A 23,915-nucleotide genomic window follows, 5' to 3' on the forward strand; every position below is an offset into this window, starting at 1 on the left:
TGCCTCTTCAAAAAAGATACAATATTGAGAAAGCCTTAGCAACGAGGCGCAGTTAACGGCTCTCTAGCTCGCCCTCGAAGTCATGATGGCCGAAGCGCGGGTGCGGTTCCTTACGCCCCACTCGCACAGGGGCAGCAGAGCCTCGATCAGCGTCATGCCGAACGGCGTGACGGTGTAATCGACCTTGGGCGGCACTTCGCCATAATCGTGACGAACCAATACGTCTGCCGAAGCGAGTTCACGTAATTGCTGGATCAGCACCTTTTCGCTGATGCCGGCAACCGCCCGCTTGAGATCGCCGAACCGCCTCGAACCCGAGCGGAGATGATACAGGATCAGCGGCTTCCATTTGCCGCTCATAATGGCCAGCGCGACATCGAGGCCACACTCACTTGGAGGGTCAGATCGGGGAACGTTCATCAAGCCTCTTCGGTACTTACCTTTAGGTAGGTTCTACCCTCGGCACCAGTGCCAGTCCATATCCCGGAAACGTGCGCGACGGGATCGATCATCTTTTCCGTCGCCTCGATGGAGCTTGGACATGACCGACACCCCGACCATCCTGATCTATGCAACATATCGCATTCAGCTCAGCGACGTGGAGGCGTTCCGAGGTATCGCTTCGCGCATGGCGAGCGCAGCCAAGCTACGGGACGGCTGTGTATTTCTCGACGTTACGGAGGAAGTAGGTGCCGCCGGCACGTTCCGCCTGATTGAAGCCTGGCGAGATCAGGCGGCGTTGAACGCGCACCTCTCCACGCCCGATTTTCAAGCGGTATTCGAAGAAGCCGGGAAACTCGGCGTCATCGACCGTCAGGCGGACGCCTATTCGATTTCGGGCAGAGCGGCGCTTGATATGCCGTCCTGAGCTGAAAGAACGCGGCATCCGCGTGAACGTCGTCTCGTCCGGGAGGCACTGAAACACGTCTTATTCGGTACTATTTTGACGCAACGCCGGGAGCTGACGAAGAGCTGATCACAGGCGTTCCACTCCGGCGCCTGGGGCGGCTTGAACTTGTCGCGAGTGCCGTCCTGTTGCTGGCGTCGAGCGAGAGCGGCAAGGGTGCTACGCGAGACTTGGGGATGCTCCACAACCAGATTACGCGGCAGGCCCCGCCCCCACGGCGAGGCCTGCCGGGGATCAGAACTGCCCGCGGATACCTAGGCTGATGCGGCTGCCCGAGGATTCGTAGATCGCCGGAAAGGACGGATCCATCGTGTAGCCGGTGGTCTTCGCATTCCCGACATTGATGCCCTGCAGCTCGACACGGACGTTGCGCGTCACTTGATAGCTGGCGGCGACGTCGAACTGGCCATAGGCATCGCGGTAGACCGGATACATGTTTCGCTCGATCCGCTCTACATAGGCACCCTTGCGGTTGTACGAGACGCGCAGCGACAGCGGTCCCTTGTCGTAGAAGACCGTGGCATTGTAGGTCTTGTCGGCAAGGCCGATCGGCGAGGTATCGATGCCGAGGTCGGACTGACCCGTCAGCGAACTGTCGAGGAAGGTGGCGTTGGCGTTGACGCCGAAGCCGTCCGCCCAGTCCGCGACCATGCCGAACGGGATCACTGCGTTCACCTCGACGCCGCTGACCTTGTACGCGCCCTTGGCGTTGACGGGCTGGTAGACGTCGAAGTCATAGACGCCGTTGACCGTACCGTTGGCGTTGTAGACCGTCACGCCGGGTACCTCGCCGGTCAGCTGGCTCTGCACCACGCCCTTGATCTTCTTCCAGAAATAGGACGCCGCCAGAATACCGCCGCGCGGGAGATATTGCTCGAGGCCGACTTCCCACTGATCGGCAAGCGTAGGCTTCAGGCCGGGATTGCCATCGGTGTACCGGAAATTGCCGATGCTCGCGATCCGCTTGTACGCCAGATCGGTCAACGCCGGGCGGATCAGCGTCTTCGACGCGGCAGCGCGCAGGAACAGGCTGTCGGTCAGCTCGGCATGCGCGTTGAACGAGGGCAGGAATTTCTCATATTTGCCGTCGCTGGACACCGGCGCGGGGGTCAGGCCGATCGAGCCGCTCGGGTTCTGGACCTGCTGAAACCCTTCCGAATTGATCGTGGTGCGCAGATAGCGGCCACCCAGATTGACGAACAGCGGCACGGCCACGTCGAATTCGAAATCGACCATCGCATAGCCGGCGATCGTCCCTTCCTTGACCTTGTAGTAGTTCGCATCGCTGAACGGCGTGACGAACCCGTCGGGCCGGAAGAAGTCGCGCGCATAGGCGTTCGAGACCTGCGCCCAGCTCAGGTCGCGTGCCTGGTAGTTCTTCCCGCCAACGATGTCGGTGACGGTCTCGAGCGGGCTGTCGCCCAGCTTGCGGGTGTTGACATAGGCGGTGCTGCCGCGCGTCGGGCCCTGGATCTTCTCCTCGCCATATTGACGCTCGTTGGTCTTGTCGGTGTAGCGACTACCAAAATTGAAGCGCTTGAGCACCGACGATTCGAACTGATAGCTCAGATCGATCTGAGCGGCATATTTGTCGTCCTTGATCTGCTCGCGGGTGGTCTCATAGGCTTCGAACAGATACGAATTCGGCGCATCGTACATGTCGATCGTCTTCGGATTGCCGCTCGGGATCGTTTCGCCGCCATTCTCGGTATAGCGCGTGCGCGAGGGCGCGTAGGCGACGTGCTTCAGATTGGCATAGTCAAGCGTCTTCCTGGCGCCGGAATAGCCGCCCAGTGCATTGATCTTCCAGTTGCCCGTCGTCCAGTTCATCTCCCCGCCGAACTGACGATAGTCGGTCTCGTTGATATATTCCTTGCTCAGGAATTCGTGCTGCGTGTTGGTGTAGGAGACGTCGCGCAGCACGACGATGCCGCTGTCGGCGAGCGTCTTGGCATCAAATTCGTGGATCGTCTCGAGCGTCGAATTGCTCGATGCCGAATAGCCGGCAGCGTCATATTCGTCCTCGGTCGTGTCGTATGATCCGAGAAAGGCATCGAACGCCAGGCTGAAATCGTCACTCGGCTTGTACTGCACCGAGCCCGACAGCCCGAGGCGGTCCTGATCGTTCTGATAGACGCGGTCGCCGGCCTTATCGAGGAAGACGATTCTGTTCTTGTTGGCTTCGGTGAACGTCACGCCAGCGTCGCGCTGCAATACAGCGATCGCCTGGTTGCGATAGACGGTGTTGGCGCGATCGGTCCAGCGCGCGATCGGGCGGAAGTTGATACCCGAGTTGGAATCGGTGCGGTTTGTGCGCTGCTGCTTGGCGACCGAAACCAGCACGCCAAAATCGCCAAAGGTCTTGCTGGCGAGAAACGAGAAGTTGGGATCGATCTTTTCGGAGATCGAATTATACGCGCCATCAACGCTGCCGACCACGCGAAGCCCGGGGTTGTCGAACGGCCGCGCGGTACGGATCAGCACGGACCCGGCGATGCCGCCCTCCTCGTCCGCCGCCACCGGCGACTTCTGCACGGTGACCGACTGGATCAGTTCGGACGCGAAGATGTCGAACTCGACGTCGCGGCCGCCCGAGCCCGAGGCGGTCGCCAGCTTGTTGATGGACACGAAGGTGAATTCGCTCGGCAGGCCGCGGACGTTGACGCGCGTGCCGAGGCCGCGTTCGCGTTCGATCGTCACGCCGGGCACGCGCTGCAGCGCTTCGGAGAGATTCTGCTCGGGGAAGTCGGCGATATCGGTGGCGATGATCGAGTCCGAAAAGCCGATCGTGTTACGCTTCATGTCGATCGCTTCTTCGAGGCTGCGGCGATACCCGGAGACGAGGATCTCGTCGCCCGTATCGGCCTCCTGGCTGACGGGCGCCGGTACGGTTTGGGCAGCGGCCGGCGCCACGGACAGTGCTGCGGTCGCGGCTCCCAGGAGCAGGGACGCCATGCGGTCGACATGCTTCAAACTACGGATCATTGTTCGGTTTCCCCCGGTGCTGATATGCCAGTGACACCTCGCGAGGTGATCGCTGGACTTGCGACTTCGCGCCCCGAACGTGTGCGTTCGAGATTATGACAGATTTCATTTAATGGAACGGCAGTCCGCCGGCGGTGATACGTTGGCTCTAGCGCACGCGACGACTATTGATCGGGCAGACCAGACAATTCTTCATGCCGTCGCGTTGCAGCAGAAAGCGTACGCGTCGCCCGACTTTATCGCTTACATCGGCTTGTCAAAATGACGAACGCCAGCAACCAGCCAAGATCTAAAACATCGCGCCCCCAATTACCGCATCCGGCTCCAGGCTGAATGCGGTAAACTTGTGACGTGCATGTTACGATGCGGCACGACTTGATCGTCACGTCGATAGCGGTGGCATATATTCGGATCAGCACGGCCAATGACCGGACGTGATTTTCGCGTCAGAGCCCGAGGCTCCGGAAAGCATTTCCATACCGCTAGGTGTCTGAAAACACCGTGCCTGTCATTCTGGTGCCATCAAACGCAGCTAGGGAAAGCGCTTGCCGTAGAAGGTATTCCCGATGTCCAGCGCTACCTCGCTCGTTCCCCATCAAATCGTCGATTGCATGTCGACGGGCCGGTCCCCGACCGCTGCGGATCTGGACAATGTCGCTGCGCGGATGTGGCGCGAAGGCGCGCGTGACCGTTCGGCATTTTCCTGGGGCGAGCTTTCGCCCACGGCTGCCGATCGCATCGTAGCAATGCGGGCCGCGGTCCTCGCGTTGGAGGGCAGCGGTCTACGCTGAACCGCGCCCGTGCGATGCTCCGGATCGACGGCGCGTAGCCTCAAGTTGCGTGCAGCGTCTCGAAGAAGCGCAACAGGGCGGCATCGATTGACGATGCCCCGTCTTCGACCAGCCGTGAGTCCATGCGGACCTTGGCTGCCATCCCCGTCGTGCTTTGCGTCGCGACGGATACCTGTGTCACCAGGCGCCCGATCAGGTCGAGGTCTGTAGCAGTTCCATCCACGTTCCGGCTGATGACCTGGCCGCTCTGCGCCTGTTCGCCAATGCTCGACGCGAGATCATCGGTGCCGCGAGCCATGTCCTCGACCATCGCGCGAATATGCAATAGACCGGCATAGGCTGCGCCGGTGCCGCGTTGCATGCCAGCTATCTGCTCCGCAATCTCACCCGTCGCTTCCGCGGTCTGCGCGGCCAAGGATTTCACGGCGTCGGCAACGACGGCAAACCCCTTTCCGGCTTCGCCGACACGGGCCGCCTCCATAGCGGCGTTCAGTGCGAGGAGCTTGGTTCGTGCAGCAATGGTCCTGATGACTCCGACGATGGCACCAATCGCACGGGCCTCATTCTGGACGTCGGTCATATCCTGTGCGAGCCGGGCTGCGCAGTCCGCGGCCTCTGCGCTGAGATCGGCAGACAGACGTGTACTCTGACTGGACAGACTTATCGCGCCCATAAACTGGGTCGTTGCCGCGGCAATATCCGTCGCTCCGTCGATCGCTCGCCTGACGGCTACGCCGACACTACCAAGCTCGCGCGTCGCGTCGGTCGAATGATCCTCGAGTTCGCCCGATGTCGTGGACAATTGCCCGGCTGCTCCGCGAAGTTCGGCAAGCACGTTCGCTATCTCGCCTTCCAACGTGGTTGCGGCCTGTCGGACGATACGGTCACGTTCCGCCTCGGCGGTCTCTGCCGTGCGCCGCGCATCCTCGATTTGACGTTCGCGCTGAACCTCCGCCAACCGCTGCCGGCCATTATCGGCTTCCAACCGTCCGCGCTCCACGACCGAGGCGCGAAAGACTTCGATCGCGCGTGACATCCGACCGATCTCATCGGTTCGTTCTGCATGCGGCGTGCGACCTTCTGCATTTCCTTCGGCGATCACCGCCAATGTGTGTTCGATGTCCAGCAACGGGCGGACAATGGTCCGTTGGACGATCACCACCGTGCCATATGCGGACAGTGCGAACAGGAGGACGCCTGCCGCGACACTGATTGCGACTTCTTGCCTTTCCATATCATGGGCGGTGCGGAACAGACGCTCGACCTCGTCTTCCTGGGACGCGATGAGGGTATCGGCGATTTTGGATGCCATCCGCTCGTTGGGACGGACGTCATCGCGAAAGACGGTCCAAGCCCGATCCTGGCGATTCCTCGTGGCGTTGTCAGCCATGATCGCCAACTGACGTAATACGATAATCTGACTGGCGATATATGGGCTCCGTGCACTCAACCCCGCGATGGGGTTACTCACCAGTTGGGCAAGCTGCGTCCGCATCTGGATTGAACGTTTCGCGAATTTCCCATGGATAATCGCAAGTGCGCGAGGATCGCGTTCGAGCAGTAGGTTCAGCGCGTCACGCTGCAACGAACGGCTGATCGACCGCACCTCGATCAGGTTGATCCGAACGGTCTGGACGGCATTCGCGGCATCGCGCGCCGTCTGAACACGCTCTCTGGTACCGTGCCCGATCAGGCCCAGCAGGCACACCAGCCCCAGCATGATGGCGACGGGTACCATCAGTCGTGCGACCATGCTCTGCGACCAGAGTCTTAACGTTCGATTTGTCATAGGCGGCCGCTACGGCGCGCATCTTAACTCTGTATGACAGATGCTGAACAACGCAGGCCGGAAAGACCTGTTCTCAAAAAAACGATGACGCCTGCCGTGAAGCAGCAAGCAGTCGCGCATCTCTGGACGGTGCTGGGGATGAGCGAGCGGCGGGCGTATGCTGTCGTCGAAGCGGATCGCACGAGAATGCGCTATCGCTCGTGCCGGGGGATGAAGGCGACCGGCGGTCGCGTCCCAAGCGCGCGCTCGCGGCCGCTACGCTTGCGCACCGTCACCCGCTCCTCGCGATACAACCGATACACCTTTTTCAGGTTCATGCCTCTTCTCTCGCGCCTGAGCAGGATCGCCAGCCGCCGGTAGCCGAACCGACGACGCTCGTTCGCGATCTTGCGCATCCGGACGCGGGCAGCATCGTCCTGCCCGCGAAGCGGCTCATAATGCCATGCCGACCGATTGAACCCGCAGGCACGCCCCTCGGAGAAACCATGGTCCGCCATCAGCTTCTCCACTGCAGCGTAGCGCTCCGCAGACCGGATCAGTTTTTTCCCAGCAGATCCTTCAGCCGGCGGTTCTTGTCCTCGAGCGCCCGCAACCATGCCGCCTCCGACACGGTCATGGCGCCGTATTTCGCCTTCCAGTTGTAGAACGTCGCGTCACTAATCCCGTGCTTCCGGCACAACTCGGCGGTCTTCACGGCGACCTCATACTCGCGCAGCGCGCCAATGATCCAATCCCCGGCAAATCGGCCTCGCCGCATCACTCGTCTCCATCTGACGAGCAAATTTCCCAATGGCATGATTTTGGGGAGCAGATCCGACCTCGTCGCATTTTCCAAGAAACGGGGACAGCCGCGACGCTTTCCCGCGGTGTCGAGGATGCCTAGGTAGCGTTGGATGCTTGCGTCGACCTGATCCATCCGGCGCCGGATCGTGACAGGCGTGAAGTTACGGTCGCGCGCATTCACCGCGCGAAAGCGGCTGCCGTCCACCGCGACCGTGCCGCCCGCGATGAGGCCGAGCTGCCGACACAACAGCACGAACCGGTGACAGGCCGCCTGGATCGCAGCTCATGTTCGCGTCGAAAGTCGGCGACGGTCTTGATATCCGGTGCGAGCTTGCCCGTCACCCACATCAGCTCGACGTTGCGGCCCGCCTCGCGCTCCAGGCGTCGGCTCGACGGAATCTGATTTAGATAGCCGTAGACGTAGAGCTTGAGCAACGTCGCCGGACGATAGCCTGGCCGACCCGTCGCAGCGGCGTCGGCAAACCCCAGCGTCGTCAGATCCAGTTCGTCGACGAACACATCGACAATGCGCACGGTGCTGTCTTCCGCAGCGTCATCGTCCACGCAGGGCGGCAGAAAAAGCTGCTCCCGGCGGTCACACCCCTTGATGAAACGACCCATCCGACGTCTCCAGATGACGCCGCCGAGCATAGCATATCAAGACGTTTTCACACAGCCTCGGTGGTAAGCGTGCGGTCGCTTTTGAGTGACTATCGTCGCAAGTGGACGTTCGTTCAGGCGGCCAAGCAGCGGGTTTTTGCTCGGATGCGGACCGTCCTGTTACGGCACGAAGAGCAACGTTTCTGCCGCGTGTTCATGCTCGCGAGAGTGAGCGGAATTGGCTTATCGTCTCGCGCTGATTGCTGGCAAGGTGAACGAGGCATCGGCCCGTGTGAACGCTGAGGACCGCTCATCCAGGACTTGATCGTATCGCCATGCGAAGTTGCGATTGAACCATTTCCGGCCGGGCAGACACTAAGGGGCGAACAGGAGGACCGGAGTGACAGGGGTCGGGTCTGCGGCGCCGCGCGCCAAGGACGGACACGGTATCGGCGAGGCCGCGCTGATCGATCGCATCCGTGCGCGCGATCGGCGGGCGTTCGAGATGCTCTATCGCGCGTGGGACGCCCGATTGTCACGCTTCCTCCTCAATTTGTTACGCCGCCCGCATCTCGTGGAGGAGGTGCGGAACGATACCATGATGGTCGTGTGGAACCGGATCGGAGGCTTTAATGGTGAGAGCCGGCTGTCGACCTGGATGTTCGGTATTGCCTATCGCCAGGGCCTCGCGGCGCTGCGCAAGCTGGACGAGCCGGTCGATGACGACCGCTCGGAAGCACTCGCCAGCGACGCGGCGACACCCGAGGAGAACAGCCGGGCGTTCCGCGTGAAGCTGGCGCTTGCCGAAGCCATCGAAGGCTTGTCCGTGTCGCACCGTGCCGTCGTCAACCTGACCTATTACCAGGACTTCAGCTACCGCGAGATTGCCGAAATTATGGATTGCCCCGTCGATACCGTGAAGACGCGGATGTTCCACGCCCGCCGCCACCTCAAGCAAAGCCTTCCCGGCGATCTGTCGGACTGGCTCTAGAACAGGACGATGACCCAGATCCTTCCCTTCCCCACCGACCGGCATGCCGAGGTGCACCTGCTGCTGCCCTGGTACGTCACCGGGCAGCTGGATGCCGTGGAGAATGCGCTCGTCGCTGAGCATCTTGCCGAGTGCGGTGCGTGCCGCGCGGATCTGGTGCAGGAGCGGCATCTGGCGGATGCGGTGGCGCGGGATACGGGTGAAACCGGCGATAGCTGGGCGGCGATGGCGGCGCGGCTCGACGCGACGAGCACCGTGTCGGTCGCGACGGCCGCGCCGCGACACCGCACACGCGATCCGTTGCGCACAGTACGTCGCGCCGTCATGCGCCCCCGGACGCTACGCTGGGTGGTCGCAGCGCAATTCGTCGCCGTACTCGCGCTCGGCGCGCAGACGCTGACGCAGCGATCCGATGGGCGGCCGGGCGCGTATCATGTGCTGGGCGACGCGGGTGCAACACGCAGCGGCAATGTGCTGGCGATGTTTCGGCCCGAGGCGAGCGAGGCGGCGTTCCGTCGGGCGCTCCAGGCAAGCGGCGCGAGACTGGTCGACGGGCCGACCGCGTCCGGCGCCTATGTCCTCGCAGTACCGGGCGGCGCGGGCGGCGCGGCGCTTGCACGGCTGCGGCGCGACGCGGACGTGACGATGGCGGAACCGATCGAACAGGCGCCCGCGAAATGAACCGCGCGCTTCTAGTCATCGCGCTCGCGATTACGGCCACCCCGTCGATGGCAAGCGCGCAAAGCCCGGCAGGCGCGGCGGCCGCACCATCGGAAAGCCCCGACGCGATGGTGGATCGCCGCATCCTGGTTATGCTCCGGCTCGCCCCGGAGCACTATCGCCCGGGCACCGACTATGGCGGCGGCTACGGTGATCCGACGAGCGCACAGGCGCGACGCCGACTGGCGGCGCGGATCGCGCGCAAGGAAGGGCTGCGGCTGGAGACCGGCTGGCCGATGCCGATCCTTGGGATCGACTGCATGGTAATGATCGTCCCCGAAGGCCGATCACTCGAGGGAACCGCCGAGCGGATTTCGCACCTTTCAGGCGTCGCCTGGTCACAGCCGCTCCACCGCTACGCGACGCAGGGCCAGGCGCCGGCCTTTTACAATGATCGCCTGTTCCGTGCCCAGCCCGCGACGCGCGGCTGGCAGCTCGCGGCGCTCCACCGGATGGCGACCGGCAACGGCATCACGGTGGCGATCATCGACAGCGGGATCGATGCCGGCCACCCCGATCTTCGCGGGCAATTGATGATCAATCGCGATTTTGTCGCCGATGCCGCGACCGTGGGGGCAGAAACCCATGGGACCGGGGTCGCAGGGATCATCGGCGCGCGGGCGAACAACGCGGTCGGAATCGCGGGTATTGCGCCTGGTGCGCGCCTCATGGGGCTGCGCGCATGCTGGCAACCCGGCGGCACCGCAGGAACGATCTGCGACACGCTGAGCCTCGCCAAGGCGCTGACCTTCGCGATCGAGCGCAAGGCGCGCGTCGTCAATCTCAGCCTGACAGGGCCGTTCGATCAGCTGCTCGCCCGGCTCGTCCAGGTCGGCATCGCGCGCGGCGTCGCGTTCGTCGCGGCGGTCGATCCCGAGACGGGCTCGGGCTTCCCGGCGGCGCTGCCCGGCGTTGTCGCGGTCGCGGACGATGGAGTGGCGGGAACGCGAACCGGGGTTTACATTGCCCCCGGGCGGGACGTGCCGACCACGGAGCCGGGCGGTCGATGGTATCTGGTCAGTGGAAATTCTTATGCGGCCGCGCATGTCAGCGGGCTGATGGCGCTCATGCAGGAATTGCGCCCCGGCAAGACGGGCCAGGCTTTCGTGTCCGCGCGCAGCGGCGGCGGCGTCATTGATGCGTGCGACACGCTCCAACACCTGGCGCGGTCCGGCAGCGCTCGCTGTTCCGTGCCGAATTAGGCGGCGGCGCGCGCGCGGTCTGCACGGTCTTGCAATATGCTCAATCGGCCTCGTCCCCGTGCCTGCGATGGCGCAAACCGGGTTCGAGATTTCCGTCGCATCGGATGACCGCTTTCGCGGACAAACGGTCAGCGGCGACCGACCGATCGGCACCGCGACGCTGGCCTATGACGATGTCCGTGGGCTTTATGCCGGTATTTCGGCGACGGTCGTTGCGACGCGAGACAGCGGCGTCCGGCCGCACCGTTCGGTACAGTATGTCGGTTACGCCAGACGTCTCAACGGCGCGCTGACCTTCGACATCGGCATCACCAATCGGGTCTATAGCCGGTTCTTTACCGGCGACTATGCACGCCGTTTGACCGAAGCCTATGTCGGACTGATCGGGCGGCGCGTGCAGTCGCATCTCTACCTGACGCCCGATTATGACGGTCGCGGCGGCGAAGCGGCCTATGTCGACGTCAACGCGACGCTGGTCGAGCACGGCCCCTGGTCCCTGGCGGGCCATGGCGGGGTCCTGACGCCACCGCGCGATCCCGGCAGGCCGCGGTTCATCGAGCTCGACTGGCGACTGGGTGTCGCGCGCCGGTTCGATAGGCTCGCCATCACCGTGCAATGGGCAGGCAATGGCCCAAACCATGACAGCGGACGCTGCCAGAGCGGCCTCATCCTCGGTGCGAGACGCAGTTTCTAAAAAAGTTCCAATGGGTTGAACCGTTTTTCGCGCGCGCGACACTAACGCATGTCACCGCCTGCAGCGGTGATGGGATGCGGTTGGAAAAACCTTCGAGCGACGCAAGAACGCCCATTTTCGACAGGATCCGACCCACCGAAACCCGCCGCGGAGTCTTGCTGCGCGGCATGTCAGGAGAAGAAGCATGAAGATCCAGACCGATCTGCACGCCGGCAAACGCGGCGCCGATGATCCCGCCGGCCACATCCGTCGCGGTCGTGGCAGGGACGATCCCAAGCCGCACGCCTGACCCGCTGCGGTTGCGATCTCAGATGATCGTTTCCAGACGAGATGGCCGGACTTGTTCCGGCCATCTCCGCGTCCGGCACGCAATCCCCCTTCTCGTCGCCAGCGTGCTCGGCATCGCGGCGGCCGCTGACGCAGCGGACGTGCCCCCGACCTATGCCGAGGCACAGCGCGTCGCGAGCCCGCTGCCCTGGCGCACGGACTGGTGGACGATCTTCGGCTCGCCAGAGCTCGACGCGCTCGTCGCGCGGGGCAATATCGATAACGCGGACATCGCGATCATCGCGGCGCGGCTTTCGATCGCACGGGCCGCCGTCCGCACGGCGTCCGCCGAACGGCTGCCGCGGGTTTCCGCGATCGCCGGCGTCACCGACCAGTCAGGCAATCTTGCCACCGCCAGCGGCGAAAACGGCCGTCTGTTCGAGCTTGGCCTCCGTGCGGCGTGGGAGCCCGACCTATTTGGCGGCCTTGGCAAGGCCGCGCGCGCGGCGCGGCTGGATGCGCGCGCCGCAGAGGCGACGTTGGCCGGTGCGCGGCTCGCGGTGCAGGCGGAGATTGCGCAGACCTATTTCGCGTTACGCGCGCTCGATGGCGAGCGCGACATCCTGGCCAGCGCGATCGACCGGACGGCGCGGGCGCTGGCGATCGTTGCGGCACAGGCCGCGCGCGGCAATGCCGCGGCGCGCGACGTCAATCGGCGACAGGTGGAACTCGCCATGCTGCGCGCCGACCTGCTCGCGCGCGACCGCGACCGCGCACTGACCCGGCATGCGCTGGCACTGCTGGTCGGTGCCGCAGCAATCCCCGACCGTCGCGCCGCACCGGAACTCCTCACGGTTCCCACGATCCCGGCCGGACTGCCGAGCGAAATGCTCCTGCGACGGCCGGACGTCGCGGCCGTCGCGGATGCGGTGGAGGCGGCGCGGTTGCGGCATCGGGCCGCGAAGACCGCGTGGTTTCCGGGCTTTGCGCTCACGGGCAATGGCGGGCAGGCCTCGCCGACGCTCGGCGAGCTCCTGTCCCAGACCGCGCAGACGTTCGGCTTCAACCTGATCCTTTCGCTGCCGATCTTCGACGGCGGGCGTACCGCCGCGCGCGTCCGCAGGGCGGCGGCCGAGGAGGAGCTGGCCCAGGCGCAGCAGCGCGACACGATCCTGCGCGCGTTTCGTGACGTGGAGGACCAGCTCGCAGTCACGCGCCTGCTTGCGGCGGAGGAGGCGGTGGCGCGCGAAGCGGCAGATGCGAGCCTTCGCGGCGAGCAGTTGGCCGCCCGGCGCCTCGCCCGCGGCGCGATCAGCCTGCTCGAGTCGCTCGACACGGCACGCGCGGATCTTGGCGCGCAAACCCGGCTGGTCCGGCTTCATCATGCGCGGGCGATCGCCACCGTCGGCCTTGTCCGCGCGCTCGGCGGTGGATGGCGGACGACGTCTTCGCCGCCATCCACCCTCGCTCCGGCGGGGCAGTGATCGCGGCATGGCCACACCATTCGCCCGGACACATAACGCGCTGGCTCGCGAGACGCCGCGCCTGGCACTATTCGCGCTTGCCGTCGCAGCAGCCCTGCTCGCGATCTGGCTGCTGTGGTTCACGCTGGCGTCGGTGACGCTGTACGAGGTGTCGACCAGTGCGCGGCTCGAGGTCGGCACTGCCCCGCGAGCCGTGTCGCCCGCGCAATCGGGGCGGATGATCGCGACGCGGCTCTCGATTGGGCGCCGCGTGACGGCCGGGGACGCGCTGGTCTCGCTCGATGCCGAACCCCAGCGGCTCCGGCTCGCAGAGGCGGAGCGGCGAATGCGCGACTATCCGCGACGTCTGGCGTCGCTCGACCGTGAGATGGCGCTGCTTGGGGAGGCCGACAGCGCGGATCGATCGAGCGCGGCGGCGGCAACACGCGCGGCGCGCGCCCGCGCGACCGAAGCCGATGCAGCTTCGCGCCTTGCCGCGGATATCGCGCGACGTCACGTCGAGGATAGCGAGGCGGGTGGCGTGTCGCAGGCCGACGCCATCCGCACCCGCGCCGATGCGCGCCGTGCCGCTGCTTCGCGCGATGCACTCGCCGAGGACGCACGCCGCATCGCAACCGAAGCACAGTCCCGCGGCGGCCGGAACAGCGCGCACCGCGAGGAGCTTGAACGCATGCGCCTCGCCCTGGCCGACGACCAGGCATCGACCGCGGCGCTGGCCACGCAACTGCGTATCGACATTGCCGGTCGCGTGGTTCGCGCGCCGGTGTCGGGGGTCGTCGCGGATGTCCAGGCGGTCGCCCCAGGCGCGATCGTTGTGGCAGGTCAGCGGCTCGCGACGATCCTCCCGGCCGGCGACCTGATCGTTGTCGCGGCGTTCGATCCGGCAAACGGACTGGGCCGGATCCGTCCGGGTCAGCGCGCCACGCTTCGCCTCGCGGGGTATCCCTGGACCGAATATGGCGTCGTGCCAGCACGGGTCGAGCGTGTCGCCAGCGAGCTGCGCGACGGCCGGATGCGGGTCGAGCTGTCCGCGGCACGCGGCGCCATCCGCGGCGTCGCGCTGGCGCACGGGCTTGCAGGGTCGGTCGAGGTGGCGGTCGAGCATGTCTCGCCTGCGCGGTTGCTGATGCGGACCGCAGGCGGGGCGCTGCGATGAGCGGTCCGCGGCGATGGCTCGCCCCCGAAGTCGTCCAGACATCGAGCATGGATTGCGGCCCGGCGGCTCTCAAGTGCCTGCTCGAGGGGCACGGCATCCCGGTCAGCTACGGGCGGCTGCGCGAGGCGTGCCAGACCAGCGTCGACGGCACGTCGATCGACACGATCGAAGCCGTCGCCAACCATCTCGGCCTGGCGGCGGAGCAGGTGCTGGTTCCCGCCGACCATGTGATGCTCGCCAGCACAACGCTGCCCGCGATCGTCGTCGTCCGCCATGCCGATGAGGCCACGCATTTCGTCGTGCTGTGGCGGCGGGTTCGCGGCTGGGTGCAGGTGATGGACCCGGCAATCGGACGACGCTGGCTGCGCGAGGCGACGTTCCGCGCCGCGATCTACCGGCATGGCACGCGCGTCCCCGCGGCGGCCTGGCACGGATGGGCACGCTCGGCGGAGGCAGCGACGGCGTGGCGCGAACGCCTTGCCGCGATCGGCGTCGCGGGCGGAACGGCGGATCGGCTGCTTGCTACCGTCACCGCTGCGGACTGGCAGCACGCCGCCGCGATCGATGCAGCGATACGGCTGGTGACGGCGATGGTCGACGCGCACGCGCTGCCGCCCGGATCGGATGCCGCGCGACTGATCGCGACGCTCGCCGATCGCGCCGCAGCCGATCCGTTCACGGCGATCCCCGAAGCCTATTGGAGCGCGGTCCCCGCCGGGGACGACGCGGTGGTGCGCGGGGCGGTGCTGGTGACCATCGCCGGCAGGCATACCGCCGCCGCACCCGCCAGCGATCTTCCGCCCGAACTCGCCGCCGCGCTCGCCGAGCCGCCCGCCACGCCGCTCCGGACGCTGGTTGCGATGCTGCGGGCCGACGGCCTGGTCGCGCCGGTAGCGCTGCTGTTCGCCACGGCGCTCGCGGCGGGCGCGCTGATGCTCGAGGCGCTGCTGTTCCGCGGACTGATCGACGTTGCGCAGCGGCTGCCGATGGGGCTGGACCGGCTGACCGCTGGAGTCGCGCTGCTCGTGTTCATCGCGGTGCTGCTCACGATCGAACTGGCGACGGGATCGGCGGCACTGCGGATGGGACGGGCGCTGGAAGTGCGGCTGCGGATTGCGCTGCTCGCAAAGCTGCCGCGGCTGGCCGATCGCTATTTCCAAAGCCGCCCGATCAGCGACATGGCGGACCGGAGCCACAATATTCACGGGATCCGCAGTGTTCCCGGCATCGGTCTGCGCTTCGTCGAGACCGTGTTCGAACTTGCCCTGACCGCGCTTGCGATTGGGCTGATCGCCCCGGACAGCGGCCTTGCCGCAATTGGCGTCGCGCTGCTGACGATCGCGATGCCGCTCGCGATCCAGCCGGTGCTCAACGAACGCGACCTGCGTGTCCGCAATCACGCAGGCGCGCTCCATGGCTTTTATCTCGACGCGATCCTCGGCCTCGCTCCGATCCGCGCGCACGGCGCGCAGCGCGCGGTGGCGCGCCAGCACGAGGGGCTGCTGGTCGAATGGGCGCATGCGATGCGCAGGCTCGCGCGCACCGCAGTGACGGCGGACGGCGCACAGGCTTTGATCGGCACTATGGCGGCGGCGGCGCTGGTCGTGAGCCATCTGTCGCGCGGGCGCGGTGTCGGCGGTGCGGACCTGCTGCTGGTGTTCTGGGCGCTGAAGCTTCCGGGCCTGGGATCGCGGCTTGCCGGGCTCGCGCAAAGTTACCCGGGCCAGCGCAACGTCCTGCTCCGCCTCGTTGAGCCGCTCGATGCCCGGGAAGAGCCAATCGCCGGCCCTGCGCCGACCGGCGAGGGTCCCGCCGCGATCGTGTTCGACGCGGTCGATGTCATCGCAGGCGGGCATCCGATCCTGACCGGGCTCAGCGTCCGCATCGCGCCAGGCGAGCATGTCGCGATCGTCGGCACCTCGGGGGCGGGCAAGTCGACGCTGCTGGGCGTCCTGCTCGGCTGGCATGTGCCCGCGGCAGGAACTGTCACGATCGATGGGGCACCGCTCTGCGCGGTGGCGTTGCGCGCGACGACGGCCTGGGTCGATCCGGCGATCCAGCTGTGGAACTGCTCGCTGTTCGACAACCTGCTCTACGCCGCGACCGACGACGCGATCGGTCAGGTCGGGCCCGTGATGGCGGCGGCGCGGCTGCGCGGGATCGCGCGCGTGCTGCCCGAAGGACTGCAGACGATACTCGGCGAGGGCGGCGGACTGTTGTCGGGCGGCGAGGGACAACGCGTCCGGTTGGGGCGGGCGCTGATGGTCGCCGATCCCAGGCTGGTACTGCTCGACGAGCCATTTCGCGGGCTCGATCGTGGTCAGCGCGAGACTCTGCTCGCCGAAGCGCGCGCATGGTGGCGCGAGACGACGCTGCTGTGCGTCACCCATGATCTCGCGGAAACGCGGGCGTTCGATCGCGTCCTCGTGATCGAGGACGGCCGGCTGGTCGAGGACGGCGCGCCGGCGGTGCTCGCCGCGGCCCCGTCGCGCTACCGCGACCTGCTCGACGCGGAAGCAGCGGTGCAGGATGCGCTGCATGAAGGCACGGCGTGGCGGCAACTGACGATGGTCGATGGGCTGGTCGTGGAGCGCGCACCGTGACCGATCTCGCCCCCAATTGGTGGCCGCTTGCCCGGCTCGGCGAGGCGATCGAGGCGCTGGCGCTGGATGCCGGACTGATCCGCGACCCGCCGACCGATCCGATGGTCGTCCCCGCCGCCTTCGCGCTCGAGGACGTGCCAAGGTGGACCGAATGGGCGGCGGCGCGGCTGGGAGTCGAGGCGGTCGACGTCGAGACACCGGCCGCCGCGATCGACGCCGTGCTGGCAAGCGGCGGGCCCGCGATCCTGCTGGATGACACGGCGGAGGGCCCGGGCTTCTTCGCGCTTGCCGGCCGGCGACGCGGCGGCGTGCTGCTGCTCGATCGGCATGCGCACCGTCGCCGCGTACCCTTCGAGACGCTGCGCGATCGCCTCGTCGAGCCGGTCGCCGCAGAACACCGCGCGGCGGTCGACGAGCTGCTCGATCGCGCGATGATCCAGCCACGCCGTCGTCCGCGCGCCGCGGCCGCGCTGCTCCACGAACGGCTGCAGGCCGAACGGATCGGCGGGATCAGCCTGCTCCGCGCGCCGGCCTCCGCACCGGTCTGGCGGCAGATGCGGCTGGACGGCAGCCTGCGCACGCTCGCGCTGATCGTTGCGGCGTTCGTCGCACTCTACGTGCTGGAGATCGCAGGGTGGCGGGTGATCGGCGAAGGCGTTCTGGCGGGCAAGGTCGATTCCGGCTGGCTGCTCGGCTGGATGGTGATCCTGCTCAGCGCCGTCGTTGCGCAGACCGCGAGCGCGTGGTGCGAGGCGAGCCTTGCGGTCGACCTCGGACGGATCATGAAGGCGCGGCTGCTCGCTGGCGCGCTCGCGTTGCGACCCGACGCGATCAAGCGAAGCGGTGTCGGCCAGATGATCGGTCGCGTGATCGAGGCGCAGGCGCTCGAGGCGCTCACCTTCAACGGCGGTATCGGGGTGCTGCTGGCAGGGATCGAACTCGTCTTCGCCGCATGGGTTCTCGCCCATGGCGCAGCGCCGGCCGCGCATCTGACCCTACTGGTCGGCTGGGTCGTGCTGACCGGGTTGCTTGGCTGGCGGTATTTCGTGCGGATGCGTCAGTGGTCGGGGGAACGTCTGGACATGACCAACGCGCTTATCGAGGCGATGGTCGGACATCGGACCCGGTTGGCCCAGGACCGCGCTGCGCGCCGGGACGCGCAGGACGACGCGGTGGTGCAGCGCTATCTCACGACATCGGCGGCGATGGATGGCGCGAGCATCGTCGGCGTCACCGCGCTGCCATCGATCTGGCTGCTGGCGGGCATCGCCGCCCTCGTCCCGGCCTTTGCGGGACAGCCGGTGCCGTCACCCGTGATGCTGGCGATAAGTCTGGGCGGGCTGCTGCTCGGCCAGCGCGCTTTCGGCGGGATCGCTGGCGGTTCGGCTGGACTTGCACGCGCCGCGATCGCCTGGTCGCGGGTGCGCGAGCTCGTTGCCGCGTCGCGCGGCGGGGCGGTCACCGTGACCCGGCGAACCGACGGGATTGCGGACGAGGACCGGCCGGTGATCGAGGCCGAGGGCCTTATGTTTCGCTATCCCGGTGCCGATCGCCGAGTCGTCGATCGCGCGAACCTGACGATCAGGCACGGTGAGAAGATCCTGCTCGACGGCGCATCGGGCGGCGGAAAGTCCACGCTGGCAGCATTGCTGACCGGACTGGAGACGCCGACATCGGGCCTGCTGCTGCTCGACGGGCTCGACAAGGCGACGCGGGGCGACGCCTGGCACCGTCTGGCCGCCGCCGCTCCGCAGTTTCACGACAACCACATCCTGTCAGGATCGCTCGCCTTCAACTTGCTGATGGCGCGCAGCTGGCCGCCCACGTCCGCCGATCTCGCCGATGCGACAGAGTTATGCGAGGAGCTTGGTCTGGGGGATCTGCTGTCGCGGATGCCAGGCGGGATCGAGCAACAGGTGGGCGAGACCGGCTGGCAGTTGTCGCATGGCGAGCGGAGCCGCATCTTCCTCGCGCGTGCGTTGCTGCAGCGCGCATCGCTCACGATCCTCGACGAGAGCTTCGCGTCGCTGGATCCACAGCGTCTTGGTCAATGCCTGGCCGCGGCGATCAGCCGGTCGCAGGCCCTGGTCGTCATCACGCATCGATGAACGCGCATATTCAACTGTGTCAGCGTCCCGCTCAGCGCGTCGATTGGAGCCTCAGGGTATCGTCAGATCTCGGACCGACCCCTGCGAAAGCCAGACTTTTACGAGCCGCCTGGGAGTGCCCCGTCTGTGGTTCGAGGCAGCTGGTACCTTAGATGTCTTTCGAAAAATTGGTATCCAGGTCGTTTGTGCGCATATCGGTCAATGCTCGCTTACTTCGTCCGGTAGACTGGCCCACACACGCCGACTGCTCTTTTCCTACGAGAGCGACCCCTACGCCGAAGCGCGGGAGGCGTGACTGGCCGAGACGATCGCAACGCGTCGCGGCTTGCCTCTGCGTAAACTACGTAAATCTAGCCCATGATCCGTGACCTAAGCTGGCCCGATCTAGCGAGGTGGCCATGATCAAGACAATTCTCGCAATCGTGGAGGGCCCCGTACGCGGTGGCAGCTTTATCGACGGGGTCCTTGGCGTAGCCGACCACCGGCAGGCGCATATGATCTTCGATGTCCTGACCGCGGCTCCCATGCTGTCGCCTAATCTTGCCCCGTTCGGCACGGTGTACACATTGTCCAGCGAACTGCGGCAACTGGTCCGCGACCATGCCAGCAGCCTGCGCGCGCTCCTGCCGCCCGACAGCCAAGCGGAGATCGTGTCGCAATGCGACGATGTCGGGTGGATCCCGGGCGACGTCCGCGCCAGCGCGCCTCTCGCGGATCTCGTCATGATCGGTCCGCATGAGACATGGTCGATCGATTGGCTCCGCCGCCGGACAATCGAGACCGTATTGATGGCCTCGGGCACGCCCTTGTTGCTGCTGCCGCCGGGCCGCTCGATCCGCAACGTCGGTCACGCCGTGCTCGGCTGGAAGCCCGGGCCGACTGCGATGCGCGCCTTGCAGAATCTCGTCCGGCTCGCCGCGCCCGGTGCGCGGATCGATGTCGTTGCGATTAAACACGGTCTGGCCGATCAGCCGGAAACCGCGCTCGAACCGGTCGTCGCGCTGCTGCACCGCCACGGTTTCGGCGTCGAGGGGCATGCGCTCGACCGGAGCGGGAAAGCGCAGGACGGGCTGACCAGCTTCGCGCTCGATCGCGGTGCCGACCTTCTCGTTGTCGGCGGCTTTGCGCATTCACGGATGCGCGAGATCGTGCTCGGCGGCGTCACGCGCAGTCTGATCGACGATCCGCGTTTGCCCGTTCTCATGGCGCACTGAATGCCCGGCACGGCCACGCTGTCCGTCGATGCCGATCGCAGCAGACTGTCCAGCGCGGTCGCCGCCGATCGGCTTTTACGCGACGGCCCCAATGAATTGCCGCGCGCCGACCGCCATTCGGTGTTGCGGCTCGCGCTGGACGTGCTGCGCGAGCCGATGCTGGCGCTGCTGCTCGCCGGCGGTGTCGCCTATATGCTGCTCGGCGATCTTACCGAAGCGCTGATCCTGCTCGCCTTCGCGACGTTTTCGATCGTTGTCACGGTGGTCCAGGAAAGCCGCACCGAGCATGTGCTGGATGCATTGCGCGATCTCTCCGCACCGCGTGCGCAGGTCGTCCGCGATGGTGCGCGGCAGCACATCGCCGCGCGCGAGGTGGTGTGTGGCGATATCCTCGTGCTCGAACAGGGGGATCGGATCGCCGCCGATGCGCTGCTGTTCGACGCCGACGATCTCCAGACCGACGAGTCGCTCCTCACCGGCGAATCGCTGCCCGTGGGCAAGCTCCCGGCCGCGGATGCCGCTATCGCGGAGCCCCGCCGCCCCGGTGGCGAAGGCCAACCCTTCGTCTATTCGGGCTCGCTCGTCACGCGCGGCAATGGGCTTGCACGCGTTCTCGCGATCGGGCCACGCACCGAGGTGGGACGGATCGGCCAGTCGCTGGCGAGGCTGGAGACCGAGGTACCGCGTTTGCGCCGCGAGACGACCCGGATCGTGACCTGGTGCGGGATCGGCGGCGGCGCGGTCGCGCTACTGGTCGTTTTGTTGTTCGGGCTGCTGCGCGGCGGCTGGATCGAGGCGCTGCTGGCCGGGATCGCGATCGGCATGGCGATGCTGCCGGAGGAGTTTCCCGTCGTCCTGACGGTGTTTCTGGCGATGGGAGCGTGGCGGATCGGCAAGGTCGGCGTGCTCACCCGCCGCGCGGCTGCGATCGAGACGCTGGGATCGGCCACGGTCCTGTGCACCGACAAGACGGGCACGCTGACCGAAAACCGCATGTCGGTCGCCGAGCTCTGGTTGCCCTCTTCCGCGACGCTCGTGCTCGCGGGGAATAGGCCGGTGACGCCCGGCTATCACGCGCTGCTCGCCACCGCCGCGCGCGCCAGTGCGATTGCGCCGAGCGACCCGATGGAGATCGCGCTGCACGACGCGTGGTCCGCGGTCGTGGCGCGGTCGCCATCCACCGGAACGCTCGTCCACGCCTATGCGCTGCGTCCCGAATTGCTGGCGATGTCGAACGTGTGGGACGACGGCGACGCTGTACGCATCGCGGCCAAGGGCGCGCCCGAGGCGATCGCCAGCCTGTGCGTGCTTGCCCCGGATCAACACGCAGCGATGACCGCCGCGGTCGACGCCATGGCGGTGCGCGGCATTCGCGTCCTCGCCGTCGCGAGCGCGGCACCGCCGGATCGCGACTGGGCGCAAACGCAGCACGGCTATCGCTATCAACTGGTCGGGCTGGTCGGACTGGCCGATCCGATCCGCGCCAGTGTTCCGGGTGCGGTTGCCGAGTGTCGTCGCGCAGGAATTCGTGTCGTGATGATCACCGGCGATTATGCCGCGACCGCGCGCTCGATCGCGCGGCAGGCGGGAATCGCCGAGGGCGAGGTCCTGACCGGCGCGGACCTCACGACGCTCGACGATGCCCAGCTCGCGTCACAGCTGCCAGCTGTGACGGTGTTCGCGCGGATAATGCCCGAGCAGAAGCTGCGCATCGTCGACGCATTCAGGGCCGCGGGGGAGATCGTCGCGATGACGGGTGACGGCGTCAACGACGCGCCCTCGCTTAAGGCGGCGCATATCGGTGTGGCGATGGGCAGGCGCGGGACGGACGTCGCGCGCCAAGCCGCCGCGATCATACTGATCGATGACGACTTCGGCGCGATCGCCCAATCGGTGAGGCTGGGCCGACGGATCTACGACAATATCCGCAAGGCGATGGCGTTCATCTTTGCGGTGCACGTGCCGATCGCCGGGCTTGCGCTGCTGCCGCTGTTCTTCGGCATGCCGATCCTGTTCGGGCCGATCCATGTCGCCCTGCTCGAAATGGTGATCGATCCGGTCTGCACCCTCGTGTTCGAGGCCGAGCGGGACGAGGAAGACATCATGCGCCGCCCGCCACGCGCGCCGTCCGAGGCGCTGTTCTCCATGCCGATGATTGTCTGGAGCGTGTTCCAGGGCGGGCTTGCCTTCGCCATGCTGGCGGCAGTGTTTATAATCGAGCAAGCGGCCGGGATGCCGGAGCGCGAGCTTCGCGCGTTAATTTTCTTTGCGCTGATCGCCGAAATCCTCGCGCTGATCCTGGTGAACCGGTCGTTCAGCGCGTCGATGCGCGATGCGCTGGTCCGCCACAATGCAGCGCTCCGCTATGTCGTCGCAGCGATTGTCTGCGTAACCGGTCTGATCCTGTTTCTGCCCCGTGCGCAGATTCTGCTGAAGTTCGGCTTGATCGCCTGGAGCGATATGACGCTGGCGCTCGGCATGGGCATCGGACTGCTCGCCATACTCGAAGCGTGCAAGCCGCTGATCCGCAAGGCGACGCCGCGTAGGCGGAGCGATCCGGGCAGTCGAGCCCTTGTCGTGCAATGATCGACGCTTTTTCAGGCACAAGCCCCCGCCGGCCTGCCCGTTTACCTTTGCTCTGTTGGGCAGACGAACCATCGGGTTTTCTGGTCGATCGCTTTGCTTAGTGGCGCGCCTCTAAGCTGCAATCGCTAGGAGTTTCTGGAGTCGCCCATGCTTGGCTGCTCCGGCCGGCGGTCAAACGCCGTGTACGCAGTTGTGACCACGGGGCGTTTGGATGCGATCAGATCTAGCGATGGGAGGCAGGATTGTCGGCTGACGGCAGCAGATCATTCGCGTCTGCGCTTCGCGAAAACGCCGGATGTCGTCGTTTCCTTCCCAGTCACCATACTAATGAGGACGTGGTGATCAGGGAGATGAGCGATTGTGCAAGGTCGGGTAGCGGGGGAGGATGCGCGAATGTCCAGGTTTGGGTCGTTCTCGCCGGTGCATATTCTGACACCACAGCTACGCGAAGAACGCGGCGACGTCGGTGGCACCGAAGACCGTTGGTTAACGGATTGCGACGTGTTCGATCGGGGGAACAGAGCAAGATCAAGCGGCATGGATCGTAATTCTGTGGGGAGGTTGGAGACGTGTTGACGGCGGTTCCCGGTCGGGGAGGATACCGTCCTAGCCGCCCTCTCCGCTCCAAGATCTCGCGCTGAAGCCTGCACGCCTGCCGGTACGCGAACTCGCGCGCTTGCATAATGCGGAACGCAAGGCAGTCGCGACCAGCACGCGGCCGCGACCGTGAAGGCGCTGGTGGCAGCGGTGGCGGCAAGCGGTATCGACATCGTCTATGCCGACACCTTTATCGCGAGAGGGTCTAACAGCTTACCGCAGTGTTCCCGGACGATTCGCTGAAGGCACAGGCGTTCGAGCGCATCCGTTCGCTGATCGACACCGTGGTGTCAAAACCGGAAAACGGCGTACTTACGATCCATCTTCGCGGCGAGTTTGCGTCAATGCTAGAGCTAAGCGCTGGAGCGGAAACGCAAAAAGCCTCCGCGGGGATTCCCTCGGAGGCGTTGCGAATGAATTTGGTTGCGGGGACAGGAT

Annotated in this window: 17 protein-coding genes and 2 pseudogenes; 13 read left to right on the forward strand and 6 right to left on the reverse strand. The window is 65.9% G+C overall.

What is annotated here, in order from left to right; genetic code table 11:
• Positions 1–63: 63 nt before the first annotated feature.
• Positions 64–420, reverse strand: coding sequence for a winged helix-turn-helix transcriptional regulator (locus tag IFT71_RS04135; RefSeq protein WP_192139191.1), 357 nt, complete (start codon positions 418–420; stop codon positions 64–66).
• A gap of 121 nt (positions 421–541) precedes the next feature.
• Here IFT71_RS04135 and IFT71_RS04140 point away from each other — a divergent pair, with 121 nt between their 5' ends.
• Positions 542–868, forward strand: a complete 327-nt coding sequence (locus tag IFT71_RS04140; protein WP_192139192.1) for a putative quinol monooxygenase — start codon at positions 542–544, stop codon at positions 866–868.
• A 273-nt stretch (positions 869–1,141) separates the two neighbouring features.
• Here IFT71_RS04140 and IFT71_RS04145 read toward each other — a convergent pair whose 3' ends face one another.
• Together IFT71_RS04145 and IFT71_RS04150 are read right to left on the reverse strand one after the other, a co-directional pair.
• A complete protein-coding gene (locus IFT71_RS04145; protein WP_192139193.1) occupies positions 1,142–3,892 on the reverse strand; it encodes a TonB-dependent receptor in 2,751 nt (916 codons plus the stop codon).
• Positions 3,893–4,723: 831 nt separating this feature from the next.
• The gene (locus IFT71_RS04150) at positions 4,724–6,436 is read right to left on the reverse strand and encodes a methyl-accepting chemotaxis protein (RefSeq protein WP_206757438.1); all 1,713 of its coding nucleotides are present in this window, start codon (positions 6,434–6,436) and stop codon (positions 4,724–4,726) included.
• A 76-nt stretch (positions 6,437–6,512) separates the two neighbouring features.
• Between IFT71_RS04150 and IFT71_RS21335 the strand changes: the two are divergent.
• Positions 6,513–6,682: pseudogene (locus IFT71_RS21335) on the forward strand (IS3 family transposase); the annotation flags it as partial.
• Here IFT71_RS21335 and IFT71_RS04155 read toward each other — a convergent pair.
• The 3 genes and pseudogenes from IFT71_RS04155 to IFT71_RS04160 all read right to left on the reverse strand — a co-directional run.
• Positions 6,664–7,068, reverse strand: coding sequence for an IS3 family transposase (locus IFT71_RS04155; RefSeq protein WP_342212587.1), 405 nt, complete (start codon positions 7,066–7,068; stop codon positions 6,664–6,666). The pseudogene IFT71_RS21335 and the gene IFT71_RS04155 overlap by 19 nt on opposite strands.
• Positions 7,008–7,268: a transposase gene (locus IFT71_RS21340; protein WP_342212592.1), complete on the reverse strand. Its 261-nt coding sequence runs from the start codon at positions 7,266–7,268 to the stop codon at positions 7,008–7,010. The genes IFT71_RS04155 and IFT71_RS21340 overlap by 61 nt, the downstream gene beginning before the upstream one ends.
• Before the next feature lie 57 nt (positions 7,269–7,325).
• A pseudogene (locus IFT71_RS04160) lies at positions 7,326–7,876 on the reverse strand (transposase); the annotation flags it as partial.
• Positions 7,877–8,255: 379 nt separating this feature from the next.
• Here IFT71_RS04160 and IFT71_RS04165 point away from each other — a divergent pair.
• From IFT71_RS04165 to IFT71_RS21200, 11 genes are all read left to right on the forward strand, one after another.
• Entirely contained in the window at positions 8,256–8,846 is a 591-nt protein-coding gene (locus tag IFT71_RS04165) for an RNA polymerase sigma factor (RefSeq protein ID WP_342212588.1), read from the forward strand.
• A 9-nt stretch (positions 8,847–8,855) separates the two neighbouring features.
• Positions 8,856–9,527, forward strand: coding sequence for a zf-HC2 domain-containing protein (locus IFT71_RS04170; protein WP_192139196.1), 672 nt, complete (start codon positions 8,856–8,858; stop codon positions 9,525–9,527).
• Positions 9,524–10,768, forward strand: coding sequence for a S8 family peptidase (locus tag IFT71_RS04175; RefSeq protein WP_192139197.1), 1,245 nt, complete (start codon positions 9,524–9,526; stop codon positions 10,766–10,768). The genes IFT71_RS04170 and IFT71_RS04175 overlap by 4 nt, the downstream gene beginning before the upstream one ends.
• 67 nt (positions 10,769–10,835) lie before the next feature.
• Positions 10,836–11,462 (forward strand): TorF family putative porin, encoded by a 627-nt coding sequence (locus IFT71_RS04180; RefSeq protein WP_192139198.1) that lies wholly within the window; start codon positions 10,836–10,838, stop codon positions 11,460–11,462.
• 311 nt (positions 11,463–11,773) lie between these two features.
• Positions 11,774–13,213, forward strand: coding sequence for an efflux transporter outer membrane subunit (locus tag IFT71_RS04185; RefSeq protein ID WP_192139199.1), 1,440 nt, complete (start codon positions 11,774–11,776; stop codon positions 13,211–13,213).
• A gap of 7 nt (positions 13,214–13,220) precedes the next feature.
• Positions 13,221–14,369 carry an HlyD family secretion protein gene (locus tag IFT71_RS04190; protein WP_192139200.1) on the forward strand — a complete coding sequence of 383 codons (1,149 nt, stop codon included), beginning with the start codon at positions 13,221–13,223 and terminating at the stop codon, positions 14,367–14,369.
• A complete protein-coding gene (locus IFT71_RS04195; RefSeq protein WP_192139201.1) occupies positions 14,366–16,972 on the forward strand; it encodes a cysteine peptidase family C39 domain-containing protein in 2,607 nt (868 codons plus the stop codon). Before IFT71_RS04190 ends, IFT71_RS04195 begins: the two co-directional genes overlap by 4 nt.
• Positions 16,969–19,080: an ATP-binding cassette domain-containing protein gene (locus tag IFT71_RS21825; RefSeq protein WP_192139202.1), complete on the forward strand. Its 2,112-nt coding sequence runs from the start codon at positions 16,969–16,971 to the stop codon at positions 19,078–19,080. The genes IFT71_RS04195 and IFT71_RS21825 overlap by 4 nt, the downstream gene beginning before the upstream one ends.
• A gap of 398 nt (positions 19,081–19,478) precedes the next feature.
• Positions 19,479–20,294 carry a universal stress protein gene (locus IFT71_RS04205; protein ID WP_192139203.1) on the forward strand — a complete coding sequence of 272 codons (816 nt, stop codon included), beginning with the start codon at positions 19,479–19,481 and terminating at the stop codon, positions 20,292–20,294.
• A complete protein-coding gene (locus IFT71_RS04210) occupies positions 20,295–22,880 on the forward strand; it encodes a cation-translocating P-type ATPase (RefSeq protein WP_192139204.1) in 2,586 nt (861 codons plus the stop codon).
• 818 nt (positions 22,881–23,698) lie between these two features.
• Positions 23,699–23,915: hypothetical protein (locus tag IFT71_RS21200; RefSeq protein WP_206757439.1), on the forward strand; the 217-nt coding region annotated here is incomplete at its 3' end.

The sequence above is a fragment of the Sphingomonas sp. CFBP 13733 genome (genome assembly GCF_014841795.1).
GTDB lineage: Bacteria > Pseudomonadota > Alphaproteobacteria > Sphingomonadales > Sphingomonadaceae > Sphingomonas > Sphingomonas aerolata.